The following is a 20,236-nucleotide window of genomic DNA, read 5'->3' as shown; positions in this document are numbered from 1 at the left end:
AATGTCTGGATCAGTTGATATGTCTAATGGTCTCCCGTCACATCCCGAAAGAGCAACACTTGAAGGGAAGAATAAATTTCTTGGGTTCTGGTTTTTCCTTGGTGGGGAGACAATTCTATTTGCTACATTTTTCGGAACCTATTTAGGGCTTCGTAATGGAACTGCAGATGGGCCAACTTCTGCCGATATTTTTCATCTAGACTTAGTTTTTATCATGACGATGTTGCTACTAACAAGTAGTTTAACTAGTGTTTTGGCGATGTCAGCGATGAAAAAGAACAATTTTCGTTCAATGATGACGTGGCTATCGATTACGGTTGTGCTTGGACTAGGTTTTCTAGGAATGGAGATCTATGAATTCTATCAGTATGTAACACATTACGATTTTGGGTTTACAACCAGTGCATTTTCTAGTGCATTCTATTCGCTAGTCGGCTTGCATGGAGCACACGTTACATTTGGATTGTGCTGGATGATTTTATTAATTATCCGCTATTCACGCTCAGGCATCACATTAACAAATGCGCCAAAGTTCTATTTAGCAAGTTTGTACTGGCACTTTATTGATGTCGTTTGGGTATTTATCTTCACAGTTGTTTATCTTATGGGAGTAGGAGGTTGATTGTATGGCTGACCATTTAAGTGAGAGCTTTGAAACGAGTGCAATGACAAACGAAGAGAAAAGATCTCATAAAGCCGAGATAAAAAAGCAAATTGTTGCTTTTGCGCTTATGATTTTCTTAACCTTTTTGGCATTTGCAGCGGTTGCCACTGACTTCGTTCCACGTACATTAGCGATCCCGTTCATCTTAATTCTGGCTGTTGTACAATTGGCGTTACAGCTATTGTTCTTTATGCATATGAAGGATAAAGATCATGCGTGGGTCAATGTATTTATGATTACCGGGATTTTTATCACACTGCCTACGATTGTTGCTTTGATGCTGTTAATCGGAGTGACGAAGTATTAAGTAGGAAATGGTTGAGTAAAAGTATTTGTAAAAAAAGCGACGAATGATCCTTTATTGGACCGTTCGTCGTTTTATTTGTTTAATTCTGTCTTTTCATCCCACGTCATGAAAGTTCATTAGATTGTGACGCCTTACGTTGTTTCTAGTATCTTTCTGGGTGTATAATTCAAATTGAATGGATAGGCTTTAATTGAAAGGGAGAGGTAATGGTGTCAGAAACGTTGTCTTCACACAAAAAAAGAAATTATAAACCACTAATCATAATTGTAACAATTATTGTTAATGGATTAGTTGCTGTATTGTCAGGTATGCCTGGTTATGAAAACTTTGATGCTTTTGATGTAAAGCTTTTGCCGTTGTTTAATGCTATCTTTAATAGTTTTACCTTTTTATTTTTGTTAGCAGCGTTAATCTCCATTTTAAAGCGTAATGTGACATTACACAGACGTTTTATCTATGCTGCTTTTACTACAACGACCTTATTTTTGGTCACGTATGTAGCACATCACTTTTTATCATCGTCCACAGCTTATGGTGGAGAAGGGTTCTTACGCTACGTTTATTATTTTATTCTAATCACTCATATCGTTCTTGCGGCTGTGATTGTGCCACTAGCGCTTACTACGGTCACTAGAGCGTGGAACATGGAAAATGAACGTCACAAAAAGATTGCGCGTGGACCATGCCACTTTGGTTATATGTTAGCTTAACTGGAGTGTTAGTTTATATTATGATTGCTCCTTATTATTAAAAAGAAGAGACTGGAGCAAAAGTAGTTAGATAAACCAAAATAACGAACGTTCCTTGAAATCAGGAACGTTCGTTATTTGTATTTATAAAAAATGTAGCGAAAGGAGAATCCGAAGACTCCTTTTTTGAAAAAAATTAAAACTAAACCTCTTGCTCAAGCGTATGTTTAAGTAGGTCAAGTTTTGATTGAGATTTTGTTACAACTGATTCAGGAAAGTCTTCTCCCGCGTATTCTACACCGTGAGGGTAATAGTGCTTTCCGAGTAATGGTGTCATCATTCGACAAATCGTTTCGTTCTTAGGGATATCGCCTTTAATAGCATAAATAGGGACTCGTAAATAGTATGTATCACCTTGATTAACAATTTTGTAATCAAATGTAGCGCGCTCATAATCCCATTGTTCTGCATGTACAAATCCACTTGCTTCCGCAGCGTGTCGAATATGAGCAAATTTAACTTCTTGACCTTCGAAACCGGTTTCATCAAATTTCATTATTAATACACCCCTTTTGTTCTGCATGTTTTCTATAATTATGATAGTATGAAATGCATCAGCTTGCAATAAATGAATTGTTTTTCTTTTAACCAAACAGAATAAAGGCGTATCCACCTCTTATTTCTACGATAATAGACAGAAGTTTACATAAGTAGAGAAAGGGAAGTAGAGAAGAATTACGAACTTTTTTGTTAGGGTTATGACAAAGGAGTGATTATGATGGGCAAACGGCTAGGCTTGTTAGCCGCCTTGTTACTTATTCTAGTGATTATGATAGTAGAAGTAACACAAAAGGATGAGGTGCAGCGATGGTTTGCTGAGACACCTTTCAAACAGGATCAGCTTCAAGAGAAGCAAGTTCCATCAGAAGAGGCGTTAGAGGGGCGTAGAGGCGAATCTGGAGTTGTTCTGGATCAGTTGATTGACATGACTGAAGATGAGCTTAAACAAGCATTTGGAGAGCCAGAGCGTAAAGACCCTTCTTCGTATGGGTATGAGTGGTGGATCTATCCAATTAATAGTCATTCCTATTTACAAGCCGGAGTTGCTGATGGCAATGTTGTAACCTGTTATTATATGGGTGACGAACTCTCAGATCCAATTTTTGATGGACAACTTACGTATGAAAATCTTTCATCAGAGAATGAGTTTGAAACAACCTTAGAGGTTAAGAATGATAGCGGAACCTTTCAGTTTCGGTTGACCGAAGAGGATATTCGCGCTAGACCGTTAATTGAGTATGGGGATAACTGGCTTCAATTGTACTTTGATATACATACAAGTGAATTATCTACGGTCAGATTATTAACAACCGATATGTTACTTAAACAAAAACCATATTGGATGACTTATCGTGGAACCATTCCGGAAGAGAAAACTCTTTCTAGTGAAGAATGGAAAGCAATCGAGGTTGGCGAAGAAAAGCAAATCTTCCATTTAACAAATATGATTCGCAGAAAGCATGGATTGGAACCATATAAATGGAATGAAGATGTTCGTAATATCGCCTATAAGCATAGCTTAGATATGGTAGTAAATGATTATTTTGACCATATTTCTCCTATGTATGGAAAGCTTGATGCAAGATTTATTGCTGGAGAAGTACCATTTAAGACGGCTTGGAGAAAATATTGCTCTGAATTATGTAGATGGCGCGGCGGCCGTTGAAGGTTGGCTGAATAGTGAAGGGCATCGTGTGAATCTTTTACATGAGGGGTTTACTGAACTAGGAGTAGGGGTCTATGAAAAGAGTTTCACTCAAAATTTCCTGACCCCTGCTGAGTAATCATTTATTTAGCTTTTGGTATGACCATAAATGTTCCTTGTGCTGTTGCCACTAATTTATTGCGATTATCGACAATTTTGGCTTCTGTTACACACAATTGTCTGCCTTGATGTGTGACAGAAGCCCTGCAGCGCAAGTAATCACCTGTACCTGGGCGAATGTACTGCACGGAAAGATTGGACGTGACAGCTGTCTGGTGATCTGGAAGTAATTGATGTACAAGAGTTCCCATTGCTGAATCGGCTAGTGTTGCGGTAATGCCGCCATGGACCATATCTAATGAATTATAGACAATTGGATGTACAGGTAATGTAATTTCAAGCTCTTTATCTTGTAATGAAGATTTTTCCATTTTGATAATAGCAGATAAATAGGACCCAGTGGAGTCCTTTTTTTGTTGGAGATTATCAAGAATCTTAGATAAAATACTGCGATCTTCATTGGTTGCCGTTTGAATGAATTGCTCAAACTGCTTTTGTACGTTTTGTTTTGTGACTTGTTCCATTAAAAAACCCCCTGAATGATATGTAGCTTTTATATTGTAACAAATAAAAGCAAGTAATTTTCAAAAAAGACGAACTATGGACTAGGCTTTTTTCTAAAATAGTACTATACGGGAAAGGGTGGTGAGGTAGACATGGTGTCCTCACATGAGCTTCATCCAAGTGTGCAGGAATTTAAAGCCTTTGTCCGGGAGCATCCTAAACTCACAAACGAGATTCGTTTAGGGAATAAATCACTCCAAGCATATTATGAGGAGTGGACCGTTTTGGGTGCTGACCACAGTCAGTGGGACCAGTTTAAGGCAGATGCAAGTGAGCAATATGTGCATCAGGAGGAACCTCAATCAAGTAGTAGTAGCAGTAGTGAAAACAACGAACAAACAGAACCAGGGCAAGCTGCTGAGTTTATGGGACAGATTATGGGTATGGTCAAAAAAATGAATGTGCAAGACCTACAAAATCATTTAGCTCAGTTTAGTTCAGTATTAGGAAATGTCCAGACACTTATTCAAAGCTTTCAGCGGTCGGAAGGACAGGAAACAAGGTCAAATTCAGACCAGCCCTTTTTCGTTTCGACGTGACTAATTGGAGAGGATGAGTGTGGTATGAGGCCGGAAATTATCCGCTTATTAAATGAGAATCAGGAATTTCGTTTGTTTGTTCGCCAAAACCCTCAATGGTATCGAAAACTTTCAAGAGATCCATCTGCTCTCCAGTCTCTTGAAAAAGAAGCGAATTATTTTTATGGACGTACATTCCCTCAACGTGTAGAGAGAATGCAGTCCAATTTAGGCTTAGCCATGATGATGATGGAAATGTTGAAAATGGGGCAGGATACCGTAGCACAAACACAGGAAACCTTCAGTTCTTAAAGGCTTCCTGTGTTTTTTTATTTGTTTAAACCCAAATATTTCGCAATTTCTTGTTCAACTGATACGTTTAATTCTTGAAAGCCTTGGTTACCAAACAAAGTGTTAAATTCAAGGATATAATATTGGTCGTCAACTACAATTAAATCAAATCCAGCATGGTCAATGCCAAGTGATTTGGCAGTATCAACTGCAACTTGCACAGCTTCTTCTGGCACGTCATCAAAGATGATGCGACCGCCTTGTGCAACGTTATTTTTAAACGTGTTTTTATTTTCGCGCCAATACGATGCGATTGCTTTGTCTCCAACTATACAAACACGTAAGTCACGTTCGATCGGTAAGTATTCCTGAATATAATAGGTTGGGTTTTGATCGCTGTATTCGCGAAATTGTTTTTCGTTTTCAATTAAAAAGACGCCACGTCCCATAGAACTGCGAACTTCTTTGGCAACAAACGGAAAAGGGAAATCATTGAGAACTTTTTGGAATGTATCCCGATTTCGACCGAGTATGACCGTTTTTGGGACTAATTCAGGTGCAACACTCCAAAGTGCTCTTGTCATTTCAATTTTATTAAAACCTAATTGGATAGATTGGATACTTGGAAAGATCTTTTTCTTCATCCCGTAAACAAGCGCATTCACTTGCCAATTCTCAGGGAATAAGCAAACATCCGCTTCTTCAATCTGTTGTTTTTCTGCAAACATATTCTCTGGTTTAATATAATGCAGGCCAGGTAGCCCAATTGTTCGAAATGGATTGAATGTAACCAGTTTCATAACTCACGCAACGCCCTCTCTACGTACAACTAAATTCAATGAATTATAGTGCCGCTATTCATCAAAGTCAATGATAAATGAAAAGGTTCAACAAAAGTCCATATATAGGTATGAACGCACCCTAAGACGTGCTATACTTCTTGCTAGGGGGTGCTAAAATGCTCGCTACCATTAGTGAAATGGAGCTATTAACTGAAACAGAAGGTTTAACTGATATGATTATTCATTCTGAGACCTTTGATGAATATATACAGGCTAGAGATGAACTACGTGCAAGTACTGAGGCTCAAAAGCTGATTAATGATTTTAATCAGATGAAAGATATGCACGAAGAAGTTCAACGATTTGGGAAATACCATCCTGATTATGAGCGGGTGTCAAAAGAAATACGCCAACTTAAGCGAAGCATGGATAAGCACGAACTCGTTAAAGCCTTTAAAGATGCAGAAAAAGAACTTGAATTTCTGTTGAATGAAATTAGTGGGTTGATTGCTCATTCGGTTTCAGAGACGATAAAAGTTCCAACAGGCAATCCTTTTTTTGATAACATGTCTTGTAGCGGAGGCTGCGGCTCTGGCGGAGGCTGTAGTTGCGGATAACATAGTGAAAACGGCCTTATGCCGTTTTCTTTTTTAAAAGCGGATGCAGTTCGGACATTCATTGCCACAGCAAAACATCTTTTCCCTAGGCACAAGGAACCTAAAACGAAAGACATGGATCCCATTTACTGTGCGTACAGATTCGCATTCAAACGTTAACAAGGTTTGTTTAGTAATATCTGAGGCAGCTGATTGAATGGATTCCTTTGTTTTCGTTTCGTTTTCATTTGATCGTACATATAAGAAATAATAACCGCCAATTGCTTTCATTTTGATTGAATAGTGCGGTAATGTTTGAATGAACTGAGAGTAATAAGAATCAAGCAAGATCGTTCACTCCTTTACTGGATATGAATGTACCTTTAGGGTAACGTACTAACAGAGCGAATCATAGTTGATAAGTGAAAATAGCTCATGATAAAATTATGTTGAATGAATTAGATGAGGAGAATAATAAGATGATGAGTGGGCAACGTCAAGGTATTGTCGTATGGTTAACATCACTGAAATTTGCCAGGCAGCTAAGGCGATTTGGGAATGTTCATTATGTCTCCAAAAAAATGAAATACGTTGTTTTTTATTGTAACCAAGATCACATTGAGGAAACAATGGATAAGTTACGTGGTTTTCATTTTGTTCGTGAAGTTAAACCGTCGATGAGACCCTTTATAAAAACAGACTACCAAAATGCCAAACCAGATAAAGCAAAAGAATATGATTATAAAATGGGTATATAACCAAGTGGATTTTTCACTTGGTTTTTTCTTCGTCAAAATGGTATGAAAAACGGAGATTAGCCTTGGAAAAACAACAAAACATTTAAAAAATGAGATTTTAATCAGTGGCAGATCACTTGATTGTTTCGCCCCGCGAAATATATAATAGAAGAGACGAGGAAGTGATCGGATTGGAAGCATGGAAACGAAATGTGTGGATCCTGGCGGGGTGCACTTTTTTAGTGATGAGTGCAATGTCGATGATCATGCCTTTTTTGCCTCTGTACCTTAAAGAGTTAGGCATGAGTGATCCAAAGGAAATTAGTTTGTGGGCAGGCATTATTTTTGGAGCGAATTTTTTGACAGCATTTATCTTTTCTCCATTTTGGGGAAGGATGGCGGACAGACATGGACGGAAATTGATGATTTTACGTTCTGGCTTTGGAATGGCCATAGTAATTAGTTTAACGGGTTTAGCAACTGGGCCAATAAGTCTTTTGTTTCTGAGGTTATTAAATGGTGTAATCTCTGGATTTATACCAACTGCCATCGGGTTAGTGAGTACAAATACACCTAAAAAACACACAGGCTACGCTCTTGGAATTCTTCAATCTGGTACAGTGGCAGGGGCAATTGGTGGGCCTCTATTCGGTGGATTAATGTCACAGGCATTTGGGTATCGAATGGTCTTTTTTATAACAGGTGCTTTTATTCTGATTGCTGCAATTGGGGTAACGCTGTTTGTAAAAGAGAACTTCACACCAGCTAAAGAAGAAAAGACAAAAACGAGTACAATGATGGAGTTTAAGAAAATCACATCCAAAAAACCTGTTTTATCTATTTATCTTGTGATTTTATTGATTCAATTTGCGATAATGGGTGTTAATCCATTGTTATCTCTGTATGTAGAGGAATTATCTCCAAGCTGCAAATGTTTCTCTCTACGCCGGGATTGTGGTGTCAGTGACTGGCTTTGCAAACTTTATGACATCGGCTTGGCTTGGTAGGGTGAGTGACAGAAAAGGCGCACACCATACACTTGTGTACTGTTTATTAGGTGTCGCACTTTTTACCATACCTCAGGTGTTTGTCACAGATATATGGCAACTCATTGTACTAAGGTTCTTTGTCGGCTTATGCCTAGGGGGACTACTTCCAACTGCAAATACACTTATTAGAATGCATGCACCACAAGGAATGGAAAGTCGCACGTATGGATTCTCGAATAGTGCCATGTATCTTGGTTCAATGATTGGTCCTATTATTGGTGGGTGGCTTGTGAGTTTATACGGTGTACGAGGTTTGCTGCTCACGACTTCAATTATACTTTTAGGTACAGTTGTCATGGTTAAATTAAAAGTTATGCAACCAGCTGAAAGGACATTCAAGCGAGAAAATGGACATGAACCGAATCAAAATACAACATAATTGCATAATCCATTAAAGTGAATTTACTTTTAATGATGTACAAGAAGTACGGATAACCTTTAAGACGAATGATCCTGGTGTAGGGTCGTTCGTCATTTTTGTTTCAAGGGAAATCTGCGATCTCATGCTCCATGGATGGGTGCGGAATGTATGTCTGGAGCGGTAGCTTACCTATTTTCATTTTTGACAAACAAATAAACCGGATCATCAGCATGTGATGATCCGGTTTATTTGGGATAGCTAAAACTTGTCTGTCCAGCCGCTTCCGTAAATCATTCATTTCACTACCAATTTAAAGGTGGTATACAGTGGTTTACGCGTAGAACACCGATTAGATACTGCTGATATAAATCTTTTTCTGGGAAATCGGCAGAAGGTCGAACTTCAAGATAACGAATCTTTTTATGTATCGTTTCAGCTAATTCGTTGAAAACACGTATTCGTTCACTTACTCTCTCGGAGTGAATGCTAATGCCTTCCCGACAAAAATATATGGGCATGAATCCAGCTTTTGTTGCAGGCTGAAGAACAACGGCTAGTGATGCTCGTTTTTGTTCTTTTATCGTTGTTTCAATTTGGATTAAATGGTGGACACGTTGTTTATTTGATAAGGCAAGTTCTATTAATTCGTAAAAGTCTCCGTAACCTTCTCCTAGTTCAATAAAGCGTTGGATCATATATAACTCCTCCAATTGACACGTACTAATCTCGAGTCACTATAGCATGAATCGAATGACCAGTCGAGAATAAAAAAAACCGCAGTCAATTGACTGCGGGTGCCTACACACATGATATATGCGTTAGGCTATGGGAGAGGAGAAACCGGAGAGAGCTTATGGGGAATGTAAGTCTTCTCCGTGGTTGTCACAACATGAAAACATGCTGTTAGTTCGTAGTATTGTCGGACAAGTCATTATCTATACATGAAATATTCGAATTCATTTTCATGATATAATAGGATAAAATAAGAGCATGAATTGACGAATAAAGGCATGGTGATCGTATTGCGAGTAATTTCAGGTGAAAAAAAGGGACTTCCTTTAAAAGCAGTATCAGGTAAGGGTACAAGACCAACTACTGACAAAGTGAAAGAATCGATTTTTAATATGATTGGCCCGTATTTTAATGGTGGAAGTGGACTTGATTTATATGCGGGAAGTGGAGGACTTGGCATTGAAGGCATAAGCAGAGGTCTTGAGTCGGTTATTTTTGTCGATCAAGATAAAAAGGCGATTCAAACCATTCATTCAAATTTGGAATTTTGCCGCTTCGAGGAAAAAGCAGAAGTCTATCGAACAGATGCCGATCGAGCGCTTAAAGCAATTATAAAAAGAGAATTATCATTTACCTGTATTTTCCTAGACCCTCCATATGCTAAACAAACTCTATTGCAGCATCTTGAAACCATTGAACAACATCAATTACTTGCTGAAAATGGGGTCATTGTCATTGAACATGCATCTTCCGTTTCATTACCAGATGCTTGTGGAGAATTAAACTGTACGAGAGAGGAACAATACGGTGATACGGTTATATCTATTTGGACACGAGATTCATTGAGTGGGAGTGAAACATCATGACATTGGCGATCTTTCCAGGTTCATTTGATCCAATTACTTTAGGACATTTAGATGTGATTGAACGAGCTTCAAAGGTTTTTAGCGAGGTTCGTGTTCTATTAGTACATAATAGCAAAAAGCAAACCCTTTTCTCTTTAGATAAACGAATTGAATTAATAAAGGAATCTGTTCGGCATATACAAGGTGTAACGGTCGACTCTTATGAAGGATTAACCGTACAATACGTAGTTGAACAGAATGGACACGCTATGATCCGTGGTTTAAGAGGAGCAAAGGATTTTGAATACGAGATGCAAGTAGCTGCAGTCAATCGCAAATTTGCTCCAAATGTAGAGACCTTCTTTTTAGCAACGAGTGGAGAGTTAGCTTTTATTAGTTCTACGATCGTGAAGGAAGCGGCAAAATATAAGCAGCCACTAAAAGAATTGGTTCCACAAGCAGTTGAGAACGCATTACGTCTTAGTTATTAATTCGTTGCAGGTTGAGACGAAGTTGGAGAATGATAAAAAGGAATAGAGCCCAAAGTGTGATGTGTGGTGAAATACTCAGCCAATCATTCCAAGCTACAGGAATCAAATGAACAAAATCCAGATAAAAAGTATTTGTTTCACTATTGCTGGTTTGTACGGCTACTCTATTTTGATAGAGTGGATTCCATAATAACCAAACGAGGATCGCGCTGAAACAACCTTGAAGAATGCGGCCGATAAAAAACGGTCTAAATCGTAAATCTGTTTCAGATAAGATGCTAGCAACTTGAGCTTGAATAGAAAAACCACCAAATGCAATAAAAAAACTAGCAACAATAACTTTTTCAAGTAGCTGTGCTTCACTAGCTGCTATTAAATTGGCACCAGACGTTATTTCAAATAGTCCAGAGACAAAAGGAATACTTAAGCTAGGTGGAAACTGGAACATTGAAAAAAACAGTGTAATTCCGTCAGCAACGATAGCTGTGAATCCAATAAGTGAAAGCATTTTGTTTAATACCGAGAACAAAATAATAAATCCACCAACAAGCAATAAGGTGCGTACAGATGACTGAACAGCATCACCTAAAAGCTGTCCAATGGGGCGGCCATCCTGGATGCGTTCTTGATGCATTCTTGATACGGCATCTGTTAAAGAAAAGCGACTACGCATTTCATTTGAAACGTCTGAAACGGTTTCTTCTTTTCGACCATAAAACCGCATAGTTAAACCAACAAAGATATTAGCAAGATAATGGGCACTTGCAAGAAGTAAACCAAGTGCTGGGTTATGAAAAAAACCAACAGCAATCGCGCCAAAGAGAAATAACGGGTTGGAAGAGTTGGTAAAGGCCGCTAGTCGTTCGCCTTCTATACGTGATACTTTTTTTTGTTGGCGTAATCTAACTGCTAATTTAGCGCCAGCTTGGATTTCCTGAGGCAAGTCCCATAGCCCAAACGAAGCTTCCAGATCCAGGAACACGGAAGATCGGTCGCATGAATGGCTCTAATATGGTGCCTAAAAAGGCAACAACACCAAAACCAATGAGTAGCTCAGATAAAATGAAAAATGGTAACAGTGAAGGGAAAACGACATCCCACCACATCGCCATACCATTTAACGAGGCCTCTAGGGCTTCTTTAGGGAATATGATTAAAGATAAAGCCATTAAAGTTGATGCCCCAGCAAGTAGCCATGTTTTTAGAATCGGCACTCCTATTCCCCCTTAGCTTGTCTCTATACGTATTACTATACGTGTCCGTAGATAAAATAGACCAAGGGAACGGGATTGAAAATTAAGTGTGAGAAGGAGGAGGTCAATATGACCGAACCGCGTAAACCATTAATCAGAATGCGGTATTTACTTATAATCATTGTGATTCTTCTATTGAATTTTATAAAACTTCCTTATTATTATTCACAACCTGGAATTGCTCAAGAGCTTCAAGAAGTCATTTCAGTTGAAGGAACAAATGGTATTGAAGAGGGTGCTTTTATGCTTACAACCGTTGAGATGGCTCGAGCAACTCCGTTGTATTTTGCATGGTCCTATTTGAGCGCATATCGACATATCATTCCCGAAGAGCAAGTGCGGGGTTCTAGTGAATCCGATTCAGATTATCATGATCGTCAAATGCTGTTGATGTCTAATTCGCAGGAAATGGCAAAGATTGCGGCATATGAACAAGCTGGAGCTGATGTCTCTTATGAATACCATGGAGTTCTTGTAACAACGATAATGGAAGGAATGCCTGCTGAAGGGAACCTTGAAATTGGTGATCTGATAACAGAAGTAGATGGCGAGCCTGTACATACAGCGGAGGATCTCATTGACCTGTTGTCGGGATATACAGAGGATGATCAGGTTGTTTTGACTGTTACTCGTGGTAATGAAAATCTCTCAATAAAATTTGGCTTTCAAGCATTCCCGGAAGAATATGAAGTAGAGGATGGTAGAGTGGGGCTTGGTATCCTGTCTCCTGTTACCGATCGAGACGTCACATTCTCTCCAAGTGTAACTATTGATGAAACGGATATTGGTGGACCATCAGCAGGACTGATGTACTCCCTTGAAATCTACAATCAGCTTGTTCCTGAAGATATTACACACGGGTATTTGGTTGCGGGTACAGGCACCATTAATGAGGAAGGTACAGTTGGTCCAATTGGTGGAGCGTCACAGAAGGTTGTAGCAGCAGATAAAGCGGGTGCAAAATATTTCCTTGCGCCAGATGCAGAAGGACAAAATGGAACGAACTATGAGGAAGCGAAAGCAGCAGCAGAGGACATTGGCACAGATATGCAAGTGATCCCAGTGAAAACAATGGAAGATGCACTTACCTTCCTTGAAACCCTACCAGAAAATCAAAACTAAGAAAAAAGACATCAATACGTGTGGAATTAAACACGTATTGGTGCAGTTGAGAACTCTTCATTCATTCGTTTTGCTTTAATTTCTTGTGCGAGTGGTGCAAGATAAGCTCTTGCAGCCTTAAGCTCAGTAAGGGCCATTTGATCGTTTGCTGAAGCAAATCGACTGAGTATTGGTACTGATATTTCTTTTTTTCGTTCGTTTAAATAAGCTTGACCAGCTTTGGTCATACCTAGTGGACGAATATAAGGAAGTTTCTGTTCATGAATTTGATTCATTTCATCTTTTGTTGTATTGGTCAGCACGTGAGTGGCCAATCTTTGTAGTCTTGTCCATGTATATCGTTTGGTTTTCATAGCAGCCATCCATTCTTTGAAGGAGGCTGCTTTTGTTATGGTATCTAACAATCGAAATTCTAAGCCTTCCTCACATTCATAAATAGAAGCGAGCTCAGAAGGCGTAGAGCTTAGAATGCGGTATTGTAAAAACGGGAAATACAATTCCCAGAAGTGAAGCGTTTGTGCTTCAAGCTGTATGTGGACAATTCACGGAACGATGCTTCAGGCATAACCTGTTGAATCTGATGAGAAGCATCATCTTGACCCATTATCGCTTCTCTAATACTCGTTGCACTAGCGATGGTAGGTGATGTAATTGTTCGATCGTGATACCCCGCAGTAATACGTTTTGTTGTATAGGGCTTGATAGAAGAACGTTGGTCTGCGATCGCTTTGACATAGTGATAGCCGAGTATATTGTTTGGCTGCTCCAAGGAAAGTTCAGTTTGTGTATGTAAGCTCTTAAAGGCTAGAGCAGATGCCTTTGGATAGCTGTACCCTTGCTGCATATGGCCTTTAACCAATGCATTCCACTGCTCATTATGTTCTTGCATAAATAATAGCAACTGTTGAAAGTCTTTAATTGAACCTGATTCACTACCAAAATGCAGACAATCAGTACCTATTTCCGTTAGGATTGCAATCGCACCAAGCTGCAAACTGTTCGGCCTTTTGAGTGGCATATGCATAAGGAAGTTCTAGAACAAGATCTACACCATTTGCCAAAGCCATTTTTGTGCGTGACCACTTTGACAAAAGAGCGGGTTCTCCTCGTTGCAAAAATGAACTACTCATTACTGCAATGACAACATCCGCACCTGTTTCAAGTTTGGCTTGCTTTAGTTGATACAGGTGACCATTATGAAATGGATTATATTCTACAACTAGTCCAACGGCTCTTTGTTTTTTTGAATGAGTAAGCATGGTTGGCCTCCTTTACTCAGGGTATTTGACATGCTAGAATAGGAATAGTTCTAATTGAGGAACTGATCTTAGTATACGCATTAAACTGTAAAGAAAAAAGGTTGACATTCCATGGTGTCAGATCTATAATTACTTTTGTGCCTTAGAGGTGGTTAATCATGAAATGGACGCTGCAAGAACTAAAAGCAGCTAAGCATAAGACCTTTATTATTAACGAGTCAGTTCGGTTCGATGAATTACTGAAAACTAGCAATGATATTCGTGACATGTCAAATATCCGAGTGACAGGTGAAGTAACTTATCCTAATAAGTTAATTACTTTTTCCTTGAAACTTGAGGGTGAATTGACTTTACCTTGTGCAAGAACACTTGCAGATGTAAAATGGCCACTTGATATTAGCTTTGATGAACATTTTTTACCGGATGGATCAGTTATGCCTGATGTTTCTGAAAAAGAAGAAGTTCACACGGTTCTTGGTGATGTAATTGATCTAACTCCTATCTTGGAAGAACGGATTCTACTTGAGGTTCCTTTTCAGGTTTATGCTGAAGAAGGCGCTGAGCCACTCGCTCCGCCATCAGGTAAAGATTGGGAACTTGTAACAGAAGAGTCTCAAAAAGATCGGATTGACCCGCGTATGGCTGATTTAGCAAAGTTTTTTGATAAGTCATGACAACGTAGTAAATGTATTGATTTTTTTAAGGAGGTGGGAATATTGGCAGTACCATTTAGAAGAACATCTAAAACCGCTAAAAGAAAGCGTCGTACGCATTTGAAACTAGCTGTCCCTGGTATGGTGAAATGTGCAGAATGCGGCGAGTTAAAACTTAGCCACCGCGTTTGTAAAGAATGTGGATCATACAAAGGTGAAAAAGTAACAAAATAACATCTAAGTTCTTGCTTAGATAAAATGCCTCTTGGGAGTTGTTCCTGAGAGGCATTTTTCTGTTTGAAATCTGTATTTTTGCTTTGTCTTTCCATAATTTCTTCGTCATTGCTTGCTTCAGGTATACGAAGGGAATCTAAAAGTCTGTTAATCCTCATTTCTGTTCTCTTACCTATTAATGAATAGAGTAGTTGAAAAAAGGATATAACTGAATACTAGTTCCTAGTCTATCTATTCTTGTATTCGCATAGACATAAGAAAGCATATGATATAAAAGGAGAGATCAATATGGTAGTCACTCGTCAAGATGCATGGTCAGAAGATGAAGACCTATTGCTTGCTGAAGTTGTTTTACGACATATTCGAGAATCAAGTACACAGCTTTCGGCTTTTGAAGAAGTCGGAAAAAAATTATCAAGATCTAGTGCAGCTTGTGGATTTAGGTGGAACTCAGCAATAAGGAAAAAATATGAATCTGCTGTTGCGTTAGCAAAAAAACAAAAATCAAAGAAATCAGCTCGACAGTCTGAACAAGCCTCGGTGTCTACTCCAGCTTCGGCTATTTCTCCACAAAATGTAGAGGTGCAAACTGAGAGCAAAAAAGAAACGGTTGTTCCATCAACTGAGCTAAATCTTAGTGATGTGATTACGTTTTTAACAGAGTACCAATCTAAACATGAGGCAAACGATGCGTATGAGCTTGGGCAATTAAAGCTAGAGAATGAACAATTGAAGATAAAACTAGATCAGCTTTCACGAGATAAAGATCTCATTACACAGGATTATAAGGCACTATTAACAATCATGGATAGAGCTAGAAAGTTTACGAGAGATCATCCAATTGAACGAACAATGTAAGGCAGTCATTCCTTCTTTTTTCATAAAAATAAAGCCCTGTCTGAGATGACAGGGCTTTATTTATTATTGTTGTTTGTCTGTTACGGGTTCAGTGGTAGGTTGTTGTTCTTGCTCTATTACACCTTCTGGGAACCATACAAAGGGACTTTCGCCACGATCACGTTCAGGGTCGTACGTCAGAGAGTCAAAACCTGATTTGTCCCAGAACTCACTTGAAGCTTGCCTTGCATTAGTCTTGACTGGTAAACCAAAGCTTTTAGCAAATTCCACAAGTGCTTGACCGTAGCCTTTATTACGATAAGGTTCTAACACTTCAAGCTTCCATAACTCAAAATAATCCTGAGGTGGGTCAAAATATTGATCAAATCGTTGATCAATGCGGTAAAGGCTCATTCTGGCAACAAGTTTTTTACCGAAGTAAATACCGTAAAAAGGAGATTCACTGTCATTCTCAATAATATTTGCACTTAAATCATCTTTCATTGAAAGTTCAGCTGCACCAAACTCCCTAAAATTCTTAAACTCATCTAATGTTTTATAGTTAACTAGTAGGCGTTCAACGATTGGTTTCGTCATAATAAATCCTCCTAAAAATATAAGAATGCGTTTTCATTATCTTAACATAAAAGATTTGAAAGCGCATTATTTACGTCGAGTGTTTGATGAAATAAATCCACTAAAAAAGATCTATTTTTCTAGAAGTATATGGTACAATTCAACTAATGATTAGAGTAGGACGGGATGAAATGAAACTAATGATAATAGGTGGAGGGGCAATTGGTCTTCTAACCGCAGCATATTTGAAACAGGTCATTGAAGAGGTTACGCTGTGCACCAGAACAAAAAAACAAGCAAATGAAATAAATGAACATGGCCTAACACTTATTAACAATAATAAGAAGCGAAATATTGCTATAAACAGTATTGATTTAAATAATGCACCTCTAGAAGAGGCGGATGTACTTATTTTCACTGTGAAATCCTACGACCTACATCATGTTTTAAAACAAATCGAACCACAACGAAGGAAACATCAAAGCTATCTTTTTTTACAAAATGGAATGTCTCATGTTGAGGAAGCCAATCGACTAGCGGATATACATATAGGATTTGGCACAATCAGTCATGGTGCGATTCGAGAAAGCCTAACAAATGTGCGTCATACGGGAATAGGCGAACTTAATTGGTCTTATTTTCAAGAGGAGTCAGTTGCTTTGAATAAAGTGATGCACACAATTAGTCAATCTGACTTTCCTGTCAAAAAGGAGGACGATTGGCAGTCTTTGTTGTGGTCTAAGCTTTTAGTGAATGTATGTATTAATCCGCTTACTGCATTAACTGGTGTTCAAAATGGAGAACTAATTTTGTCGATTGAATTAAAACAAATGATGCGTGCAGTTTTTGAAGAGGCATTTCAACTTCACCCACTTCAGATAGGTAAAGAACAGCACTGGCAGAATGTGTTGAACATTTGTGAGCAAACAAAGGAAAACCAATCGTCGATGCTTGTTGATATAAAAGCCGGACGACAGACTGAGGTTGACAGTATACTTGGATTTCTCGTGCGTTTATCAGAAAACCTTCAGGTATCTATTCCTATTATTCATTTTCTGAATAAAGCATTAATAAATAGCGAACAAAACAAATAGTCGTTTTAGAAAATGGACCGAGGTGAATGTATTATGGTAACAAGTACAGTAGCTGCTTTTATTGCAACGGTAGTAACCATCCCTGCTTTAGGGTGGTATTTGATCTATATCACAACAGTAAAAATCACAAAACAAAAGCGTAAATCAATTAAACTGGCAAGCGATTGTTCGGCTGTTTTATTTATGGCTGCCGTTTATTATATTCTGCAACAATTGTGGGCACCAACTTCCGTTTGGCTTGTATTTGCACTTTTTTTTGCGGTGGCTTTCACCTTTACAATTATCTATTGGAACGTTATGGACGATTTCTATGCATCAAAATTATTTAAGGGTATTTGGAGGCTGAATTTCCTGATTTTTGTCGTTATTTACATAGTACTTAGTGGTTATGGATTATTAAAGAGTATCTTTTCTTTTGTGTGAGTTCGTTCTGTTTGGTATTAGAACGTACTTTTGCTATGATAAGAAAGTCTAATTATACGTGAGTAGAAAATGTACTTTAATGTTGATTCTAACTAAGGAAGGGATTCGTCTTATATGGAGCTTAATGAAATACATCTAGACCCTCCTGCCGGATTTTATCGTGATTATCTCAATCAACGAACAGAGCTAAATGGACTGTTTGATTATACATATGAATCAGCTGATTGGCTTGTAAAAAGAGCAGATGAATTGTCAAATCGTGCATTTGATGCCACAAGAAGAGAAAAATTAGTAACGCATCTTCTGAGTACTCATAAGAACTTACATAAACCAGAAGCTGCACTAGCGAGTATTGCTAAACTGCGTCAAAAAGAATCACTGGTTATAGTAGGTGGACAACAAGCGGGTCTTCTTACAGGACCTTTATTTACCTTATATAAGGCTTTAACTGTTCTGATTGCTGCTAAACAACAGGAAAAGGAATTAAATGTTCCTGTTGTGCCTGTTTTTTGGGTAGCTGGAGAAGATCATGATTTTGAAGAAATTCGATTTGTTTATCGAGAGAAGCAAGGCACATGGCGGAAGCATCCAATACAAGATGAAGATACACAGTCCTCAGCATCGTTAAAGCAACTTCCGCATGAAGAGCTTTTTCATTGGCTAGATGGTGTATTTGAAGAGTTGCCCGAAACAGATTTCACTTGTGATTTAATTGAAAAAATCAGACAAACAGCAAGTGCCTGTCAAACGTATACAGACTTTTTTATTCAATTAATGAACGAGCTGTTTTTACAAGAAGGGTTGATTTTTGTTGATGCAAACCATCCTGAATTGCGTCGATTGGAAACGGATTTTTTCAAAGAGATGATCTTACATGTTGAGGAGCTACAAGCAAATCAACAAAAGGGTGTAACTCAGCTAGTTGAGTTAGGTTATAATGCGCCAATCTTAACAGAGGAAGAAAATGCACATCTGTTTATAACGGTTGATCAGAAACGTGTGCGACTTGATTACGAGGACGGTTTATTTACAAGCCGCAACCAAGAAGTATCGTTTTCAAAGCAGGAGCTGCTTTCATTGGTAGAAGAACAACCAGAGCGTTTTAGTAATAATGTTGTTAGTAGACCTTTAATGCAAGAATGGGTGCTTCCTGTTTTAGCTTTTATTCCTGGTCCGGGTGAACTTGCATACTGGGGAACATTAAAACCTGCTTTTAATCAATTTGGTTGGAATATGCCACCTTTGATACCAAGACTTCAAGTAACAATTATTCCGAGGTCTGTGAAAAAGTGGGTTGAAGAAACTGGAATATCCTATCAATCATTTCTTGAGGGAGACAGCGAACGATTGAAACAAAACTGGATTAAAGAGCAGCATTCTTTTCCAATTGACGAAGTTGTAAGTCAAGTTAAAGAAAATGTTGATCATATTCATCAGCCTTTGCGTCAGCTTGCAGAGAAAATGGATCCAACACTTTATTCCATGAGTGAAAAGAATGTGGCCTTAATTATGAAACAGATTCAATTTTTAGAGTCTCGCATGAATCGTCATATTCTTGACACCCACAAAACAACGATTAGTCAATTTGATCATGCGGTATTTTGGATGAAACCATTAGGCTCACCACAAGAGCGAATCTTACATCCCATCATTTTATTAAACATTGTGGGACAAAGTGGGTTAAAACAAATATTTCAACAGCCATTGGCTTTGAACGGTGTCCCTAAGCTACTCTTTCTCTAATGAGTTTTGAACAATATTTAAATAAAAACGAAAAAAATTCTGCCCTAGGCAGGATTTTTTTTGTTTTGTGGAGAAAGTTACGAAAAGGTAGTGGTGAAAAGTGGGGGGTTGTGGTAAGTTATTGTTAGTAAGTGGGGAGAGAGACGAGCATATGTTCATGGGGGAGTATCGCCATAATGTAGATGAAAAAGGCCGCATGATCATTCCAGCGAAATTTCGCGAGGGATTAGGCCAGTCATTTGTTGTGACCCGTGGACTAGATAAATGCTTGTTTGTTTACCCTTACGAAGAATGGACAAAGCTTGAAGAACAGCTTAAAACCCTCCCTTTCACGAAAAAAGATGCTCGTGCATTTACTCGTTTCTTCTTCTCTGGTGCATCAGAATGTGAGTTAGATAAGCAAGGCAGAGTGAACCTCGCCTCTCCACTCCGTCAGTATGCTCATATTGAAAAGGAATGTGTGGTCATTGGTGTATCAAATCGGGTGGAAGTATGGAGTCAATCTATGTGGGAACACTATGTGGGTGAATCTGAGGAGTCTTTAGCTGAGATTTCTGAAAATCTAACAGACTTTGATCTTTAGGACACACG

Annotated in this window: 27 protein-coding genes and 3 pseudogenes; 21 read left to right on the top strand and 9 right to left on the bottom strand. The window is 38.5% G+C overall.

What is annotated here, in order from left to right; all coding sequences use genetic code 11:
• The first annotated feature begins 1 nt into the window (after position 1).
• The 3 genes and pseudogenes from NDM98_RS04590 to NDM98_RS04580 all read left to right on the top strand — a co-directional run bounded on the left by NDM98_RS04590 (position 2) and on the right by NDM98_RS04580 (position 1,722).
• Positions 2-622, top strand: coding sequence for a cytochrome (ubi)quinol oxidase subunit III (locus NDM98_RS04590; protein ID WP_251604966.1), 621 nt, complete (start codon positions 2-4; stop codon positions 620-622).
• Between the two features lie 4 nt (positions 623-626).
• Positions 627-971 (top strand): cytochrome C oxidase subunit IV family protein, encoded by a 345-nt coding sequence (locus NDM98_RS04585; protein WP_251604965.1) that lies wholly within the window; start codon positions 627-629, stop codon positions 969-971.
• A 206-nt stretch (positions 972-1,177) separates the two neighbouring features.
• Positions 1,178-1,722: pseudogene (locus NDM98_RS04580) on the top strand (DUF420 domain-containing protein).
• Between the two features lie 140 nt (positions 1,723-1,862).
• Here NDM98_RS04580 and NDM98_RS04575 read toward each other — a convergent pair.
• On the bottom strand, positions 1,863-2,216 hold the full coding sequence (locus NDM98_RS04575) for a YugN family protein (protein ID WP_251604964.1): 354 nt from the start codon (positions 2,214-2,216) through the stop codon (positions 1,863-1,865).
• A gap of 219 nt (positions 2,217-2,435) precedes the next feature.
• On the opposite strand from NDM98_RS04575, the gene NDM98_RS04570 reads away from it, so the two are divergent.
• Together NDM98_RS04570 and NDM98_RS24555 are read left to right on the top strand one after the other, a co-directional pair.
• Positions 2,436-3,386: a CAP domain-containing protein gene (locus NDM98_RS04570; protein WP_251604963.1), complete on the top strand. Its 951-nt coding sequence runs from the start codon at positions 2,436-2,438 to the stop codon at positions 3,384-3,386.
• Positions 3,286-3,504, top strand: a complete 219-nt coding sequence (locus NDM98_RS24555) for a CAP domain-containing protein (RefSeq protein WP_373370355.1) — start codon at positions 3,286-3,288, stop codon at positions 3,502-3,504. Before NDM98_RS04570 ends, NDM98_RS24555 begins: the two co-directional genes overlap by 101 nt.
• A gap of 4 nt (positions 3,505-3,508) precedes the next feature.
• Here the strand turns inward: NDM98_RS24555 and NDM98_RS04565 are convergent, their stop codons facing one another.
• The gene (locus NDM98_RS04565; protein WP_251604961.1) at positions 3,509-4,009 is read right to left on the bottom strand and encodes a PaaI family thioesterase; all 501 of its coding nucleotides are present in this window, start codon (positions 4,007-4,009) and stop codon (positions 3,509-3,511) included.
• 132 nt (positions 4,010-4,141) lie between these two features.
• Between NDM98_RS04565 and NDM98_RS04560 the strand changes: the two genes are divergently transcribed.
• Positions 4,142-4,588 (top strand): YlbD family protein, encoded by a 447-nt coding sequence (locus tag NDM98_RS04560; protein ID WP_251604959.1) that lies wholly within the window; start codon positions 4,142-4,144, stop codon positions 4,586-4,588.
• Between the two features lie 24 nt (positions 4,589-4,612).
• Entirely contained in the window at positions 4,613-4,879 is a 267-nt protein-coding gene (locus tag NDM98_RS04555; protein ID WP_251604957.1) for a YlbE-like family protein, read from the top strand.
• Between the two features lie 17 nt (positions 4,880-4,896).
• On the opposite strand, the gene NDM98_RS04550 is transcribed toward NDM98_RS04555, so the two are convergent.
• On the bottom strand, positions 4,897-5,658 hold the full coding sequence (locus tag NDM98_RS04550; RefSeq protein ID WP_251604955.1) for an ATP-grasp domain-containing protein: 762 nt from the start codon (positions 5,656-5,658) through the stop codon (positions 4,897-4,899).
• 158 nt (positions 5,659-5,816) lie between these two features.
• On the opposite strand from NDM98_RS04550, the gene NDM98_RS04545 reads away from it, so the two are divergent.
• The gene (locus tag NDM98_RS04545) at positions 5,817-6,257 is read left to right on the top strand and encodes a YlbF/YmcA family competence regulator (protein WP_251604954.1); all 441 of its coding nucleotides are present in this window, start codon (positions 5,817-5,819) and stop codon (positions 6,255-6,257) included.
• 33 nt (positions 6,258-6,290) lie between these two features.
• Here NDM98_RS04545 and NDM98_RS04540 read toward each other — a convergent pair whose 3' ends face one another.
• Entirely contained in the window at positions 6,291-6,584 is a 294-nt protein-coding gene (locus NDM98_RS04540) for a hypothetical protein (protein WP_251604953.1), read from the bottom strand.
• A 131-nt stretch (positions 6,585-6,715) separates the two neighbouring features.
• Between NDM98_RS04540 and NDM98_RS04535 the strand changes: the two genes are divergently transcribed.
• The 3 genes from NDM98_RS04535 (at position 6,716) to NDM98_RS23835 (ending at position 8,401) form a co-directional block, all read left to right on the top strand.
• The gene (locus tag NDM98_RS04535) at positions 6,716-6,994 is read left to right on the top strand and encodes a YlbG family protein (protein ID WP_251604952.1); all 279 of its coding nucleotides are present in this window, start codon (positions 6,716-6,718) and stop codon (positions 6,992-6,994) included.
• 104 nt (positions 6,995-7,098) lie between these two features.
• Positions 7,099-7,980, top strand: coding sequence for an MFS transporter (locus NDM98_RS23840; protein ID WP_308807681.1), 882 nt, complete (start codon positions 7,099-7,101; stop codon positions 7,978-7,980).
• Complete coding sequence (locus tag NDM98_RS23835; protein WP_308807680.1) at positions 7,937-8,401, top strand: MFS transporter; 465 nt, start codon at positions 7,937-7,939, stop codon at positions 8,399-8,401. Before NDM98_RS23840 ends, NDM98_RS23835 begins: the two co-directional genes overlap by 44 nt.
• 284 nt (positions 8,402-8,685) lie before the next feature.
• On the opposite strand, the gene NDM98_RS04525 is transcribed toward NDM98_RS23835, so the two are convergent.
• A complete protein-coding gene (locus NDM98_RS04525) occupies positions 8,686-9,078 on the bottom strand; it encodes a DUF7147 family protein (RefSeq protein WP_251604950.1) in 393 nt (130 codons plus the stop codon).
• 327 nt (positions 9,079-9,405) lie between these two features.
• Here NDM98_RS04525 and rsmD point away from each other — a divergent pair, with 327 nt between their 5' ends.
• Positions 9,406-9,981 carry a 16S rRNA (guanine(966)-N(2))-methyltransferase RsmD gene (rsmD, locus tag NDM98_RS04520; protein WP_251608945.1) on the top strand — a complete coding sequence of 192 codons (576 nt, stop codon included), beginning with the start codon at positions 9,406-9,408 and terminating at the stop codon, positions 9,979-9,981.
• Positions 9,978-10,451 (top strand): pantetheine-phosphate adenylyltransferase, encoded by a 474-nt coding sequence (gene coaD / locus NDM98_RS04515; RefSeq protein WP_285803880.1) that lies wholly within the window; start codon positions 9,978-9,980, stop codon positions 10,449-10,451. The genes rsmD and coaD overlap by 4 nt, the downstream gene beginning before the upstream one ends.
• Here the strand turns inward: coaD and spoVV are convergent.
• A pseudogene (gene spoVV / locus NDM98_RS04510) lies at positions 10,441-11,671 on the bottom strand (dipicolinic acid transporter SpoVV). The gene coaD and the pseudogene spoVV overlap by 11 nt on opposite strands.
• Before the next feature lie 102 nt (positions 11,672-11,773).
• On the opposite strand from spoVV, the gene NDM98_RS04505 reads away from it, so the two are divergent.
• Entirely contained in the window at positions 11,774-12,826 is a 1,053-nt protein-coding gene (locus tag NDM98_RS04505; protein ID WP_251604948.1) for a SepM family pheromone-processing serine protease, read from the top strand.
• Between the two features lie 26 nt (positions 12,827-12,852).
• Here NDM98_RS04505 and NDM98_RS24895 read toward each other — a convergent pair.
• A pseudogene (locus tag NDM98_RS24895) lies at positions 12,853-13,844 on the bottom strand (tRNA(Met) cytidine acetate ligase).
• Entirely contained in the window at positions 13,777-14,085 is a 309-nt protein-coding gene (locus NDM98_RS23820; RefSeq protein WP_307728654.1) for a nucleotidyltransferase family protein, read from the bottom strand. The pseudogene NDM98_RS24895 and the gene NDM98_RS23820 overlap by 68 nt, the downstream one beginning before the upstream one ends.
• Positions 14,086-14,243: 158 nt before the next feature.
• Here NDM98_RS23820 and NDM98_RS04495 point away from each other — a divergent pair, with 158 nt between their 5' ends.
• From NDM98_RS04495 to NDM98_RS04485, 3 genes are all read left to right on the top strand, one after another.
• Positions 14,244-14,759 (top strand): YceD family protein, encoded by a 516-nt coding sequence (locus NDM98_RS04495; protein WP_251604946.1) that lies wholly within the window; start codon positions 14,244-14,246, stop codon positions 14,757-14,759.
• 42 nt (positions 14,760-14,801) lie between these two features.
• Positions 14,802-14,972, top strand: a complete 171-nt coding sequence (gene rpmF, locus NDM98_RS04490) for a 50S ribosomal protein L32 (protein ID WP_251604945.1) — start codon at positions 14,802-14,804, stop codon at positions 14,970-14,972.
• Between the two features lie 288 nt (positions 14,973-15,260).
• Entirely contained in the window at positions 15,261-15,830 is a 570-nt protein-coding gene (locus tag NDM98_RS04485; protein ID WP_251604943.1) for an RsfA family transcriptional regulator, read from the top strand.
• A gap of 63 nt (positions 15,831-15,893) precedes the next feature.
• On the opposite strand, the gene NDM98_RS04480 is transcribed toward NDM98_RS04485, so the two are convergent.
• The gene (locus NDM98_RS04480; RefSeq protein ID WP_251604941.1) at positions 15,894-16,406 is read right to left on the bottom strand and encodes an N-acetyltransferase; all 513 of its coding nucleotides are present in this window, start codon (positions 16,404-16,406) and stop codon (positions 15,894-15,896) included.
• A 170-nt stretch (positions 16,407-16,576) separates the two neighbouring features.
• Here NDM98_RS04480 and NDM98_RS04475 point away from each other — a divergent pair, with 170 nt between their 5' ends.
• The 4 genes from NDM98_RS04475 (at position 16,577) to mraZ (ending at position 20,228) form a co-directional block, all read left to right on the top strand.
• Positions 16,577-17,479, top strand: coding sequence for a 2-dehydropantoate 2-reductase (locus tag NDM98_RS04475; protein ID WP_251604939.1), 903 nt, complete (start codon positions 16,577-16,579; stop codon positions 17,477-17,479).
• Between the two features lie 33 nt (positions 17,480-17,512).
• Positions 17,513-17,902: a DUF3397 domain-containing protein gene (locus tag NDM98_RS04470; protein ID WP_251604937.1), complete on the top strand. Its 390-nt coding sequence runs from the start codon at positions 17,513-17,515 to the stop codon at positions 17,900-17,902.
• Between the two features lie 114 nt (positions 17,903-18,016).
• Positions 18,017-19,645, top strand: coding sequence for a bacillithiol biosynthesis cysteine-adding enzyme BshC (bshC, locus tag NDM98_RS04465; RefSeq protein ID WP_251604935.1), 1,629 nt, complete (start codon positions 18,017-18,019; stop codon positions 19,643-19,645).
• 151 nt (positions 19,646-19,796) lie between these two features.
• The gene (mraZ, locus tag NDM98_RS04460) at positions 19,797-20,228 is read left to right on the top strand and encodes a division/cell wall cluster transcriptional repressor MraZ (protein ID WP_251608942.1); all 432 of its coding nucleotides are present in this window, start codon (positions 19,797-19,799) and stop codon (positions 20,226-20,228) included.
• Positions 20,229-20,236 lie beyond the last annotated feature (8 nt).

The sequence above is a fragment of the Alkalicoccobacillus plakortidis genome, assembly GCF_023703085.1.
GTDB lineage: Bacteria > Bacillota > Bacilli > Bacillales > Bacillaceae_D > Alkalicoccobacillus > Alkalicoccobacillus plakortidis.
This window is presented reverse-complemented; position numbering and strand designations above follow the sequence as displayed.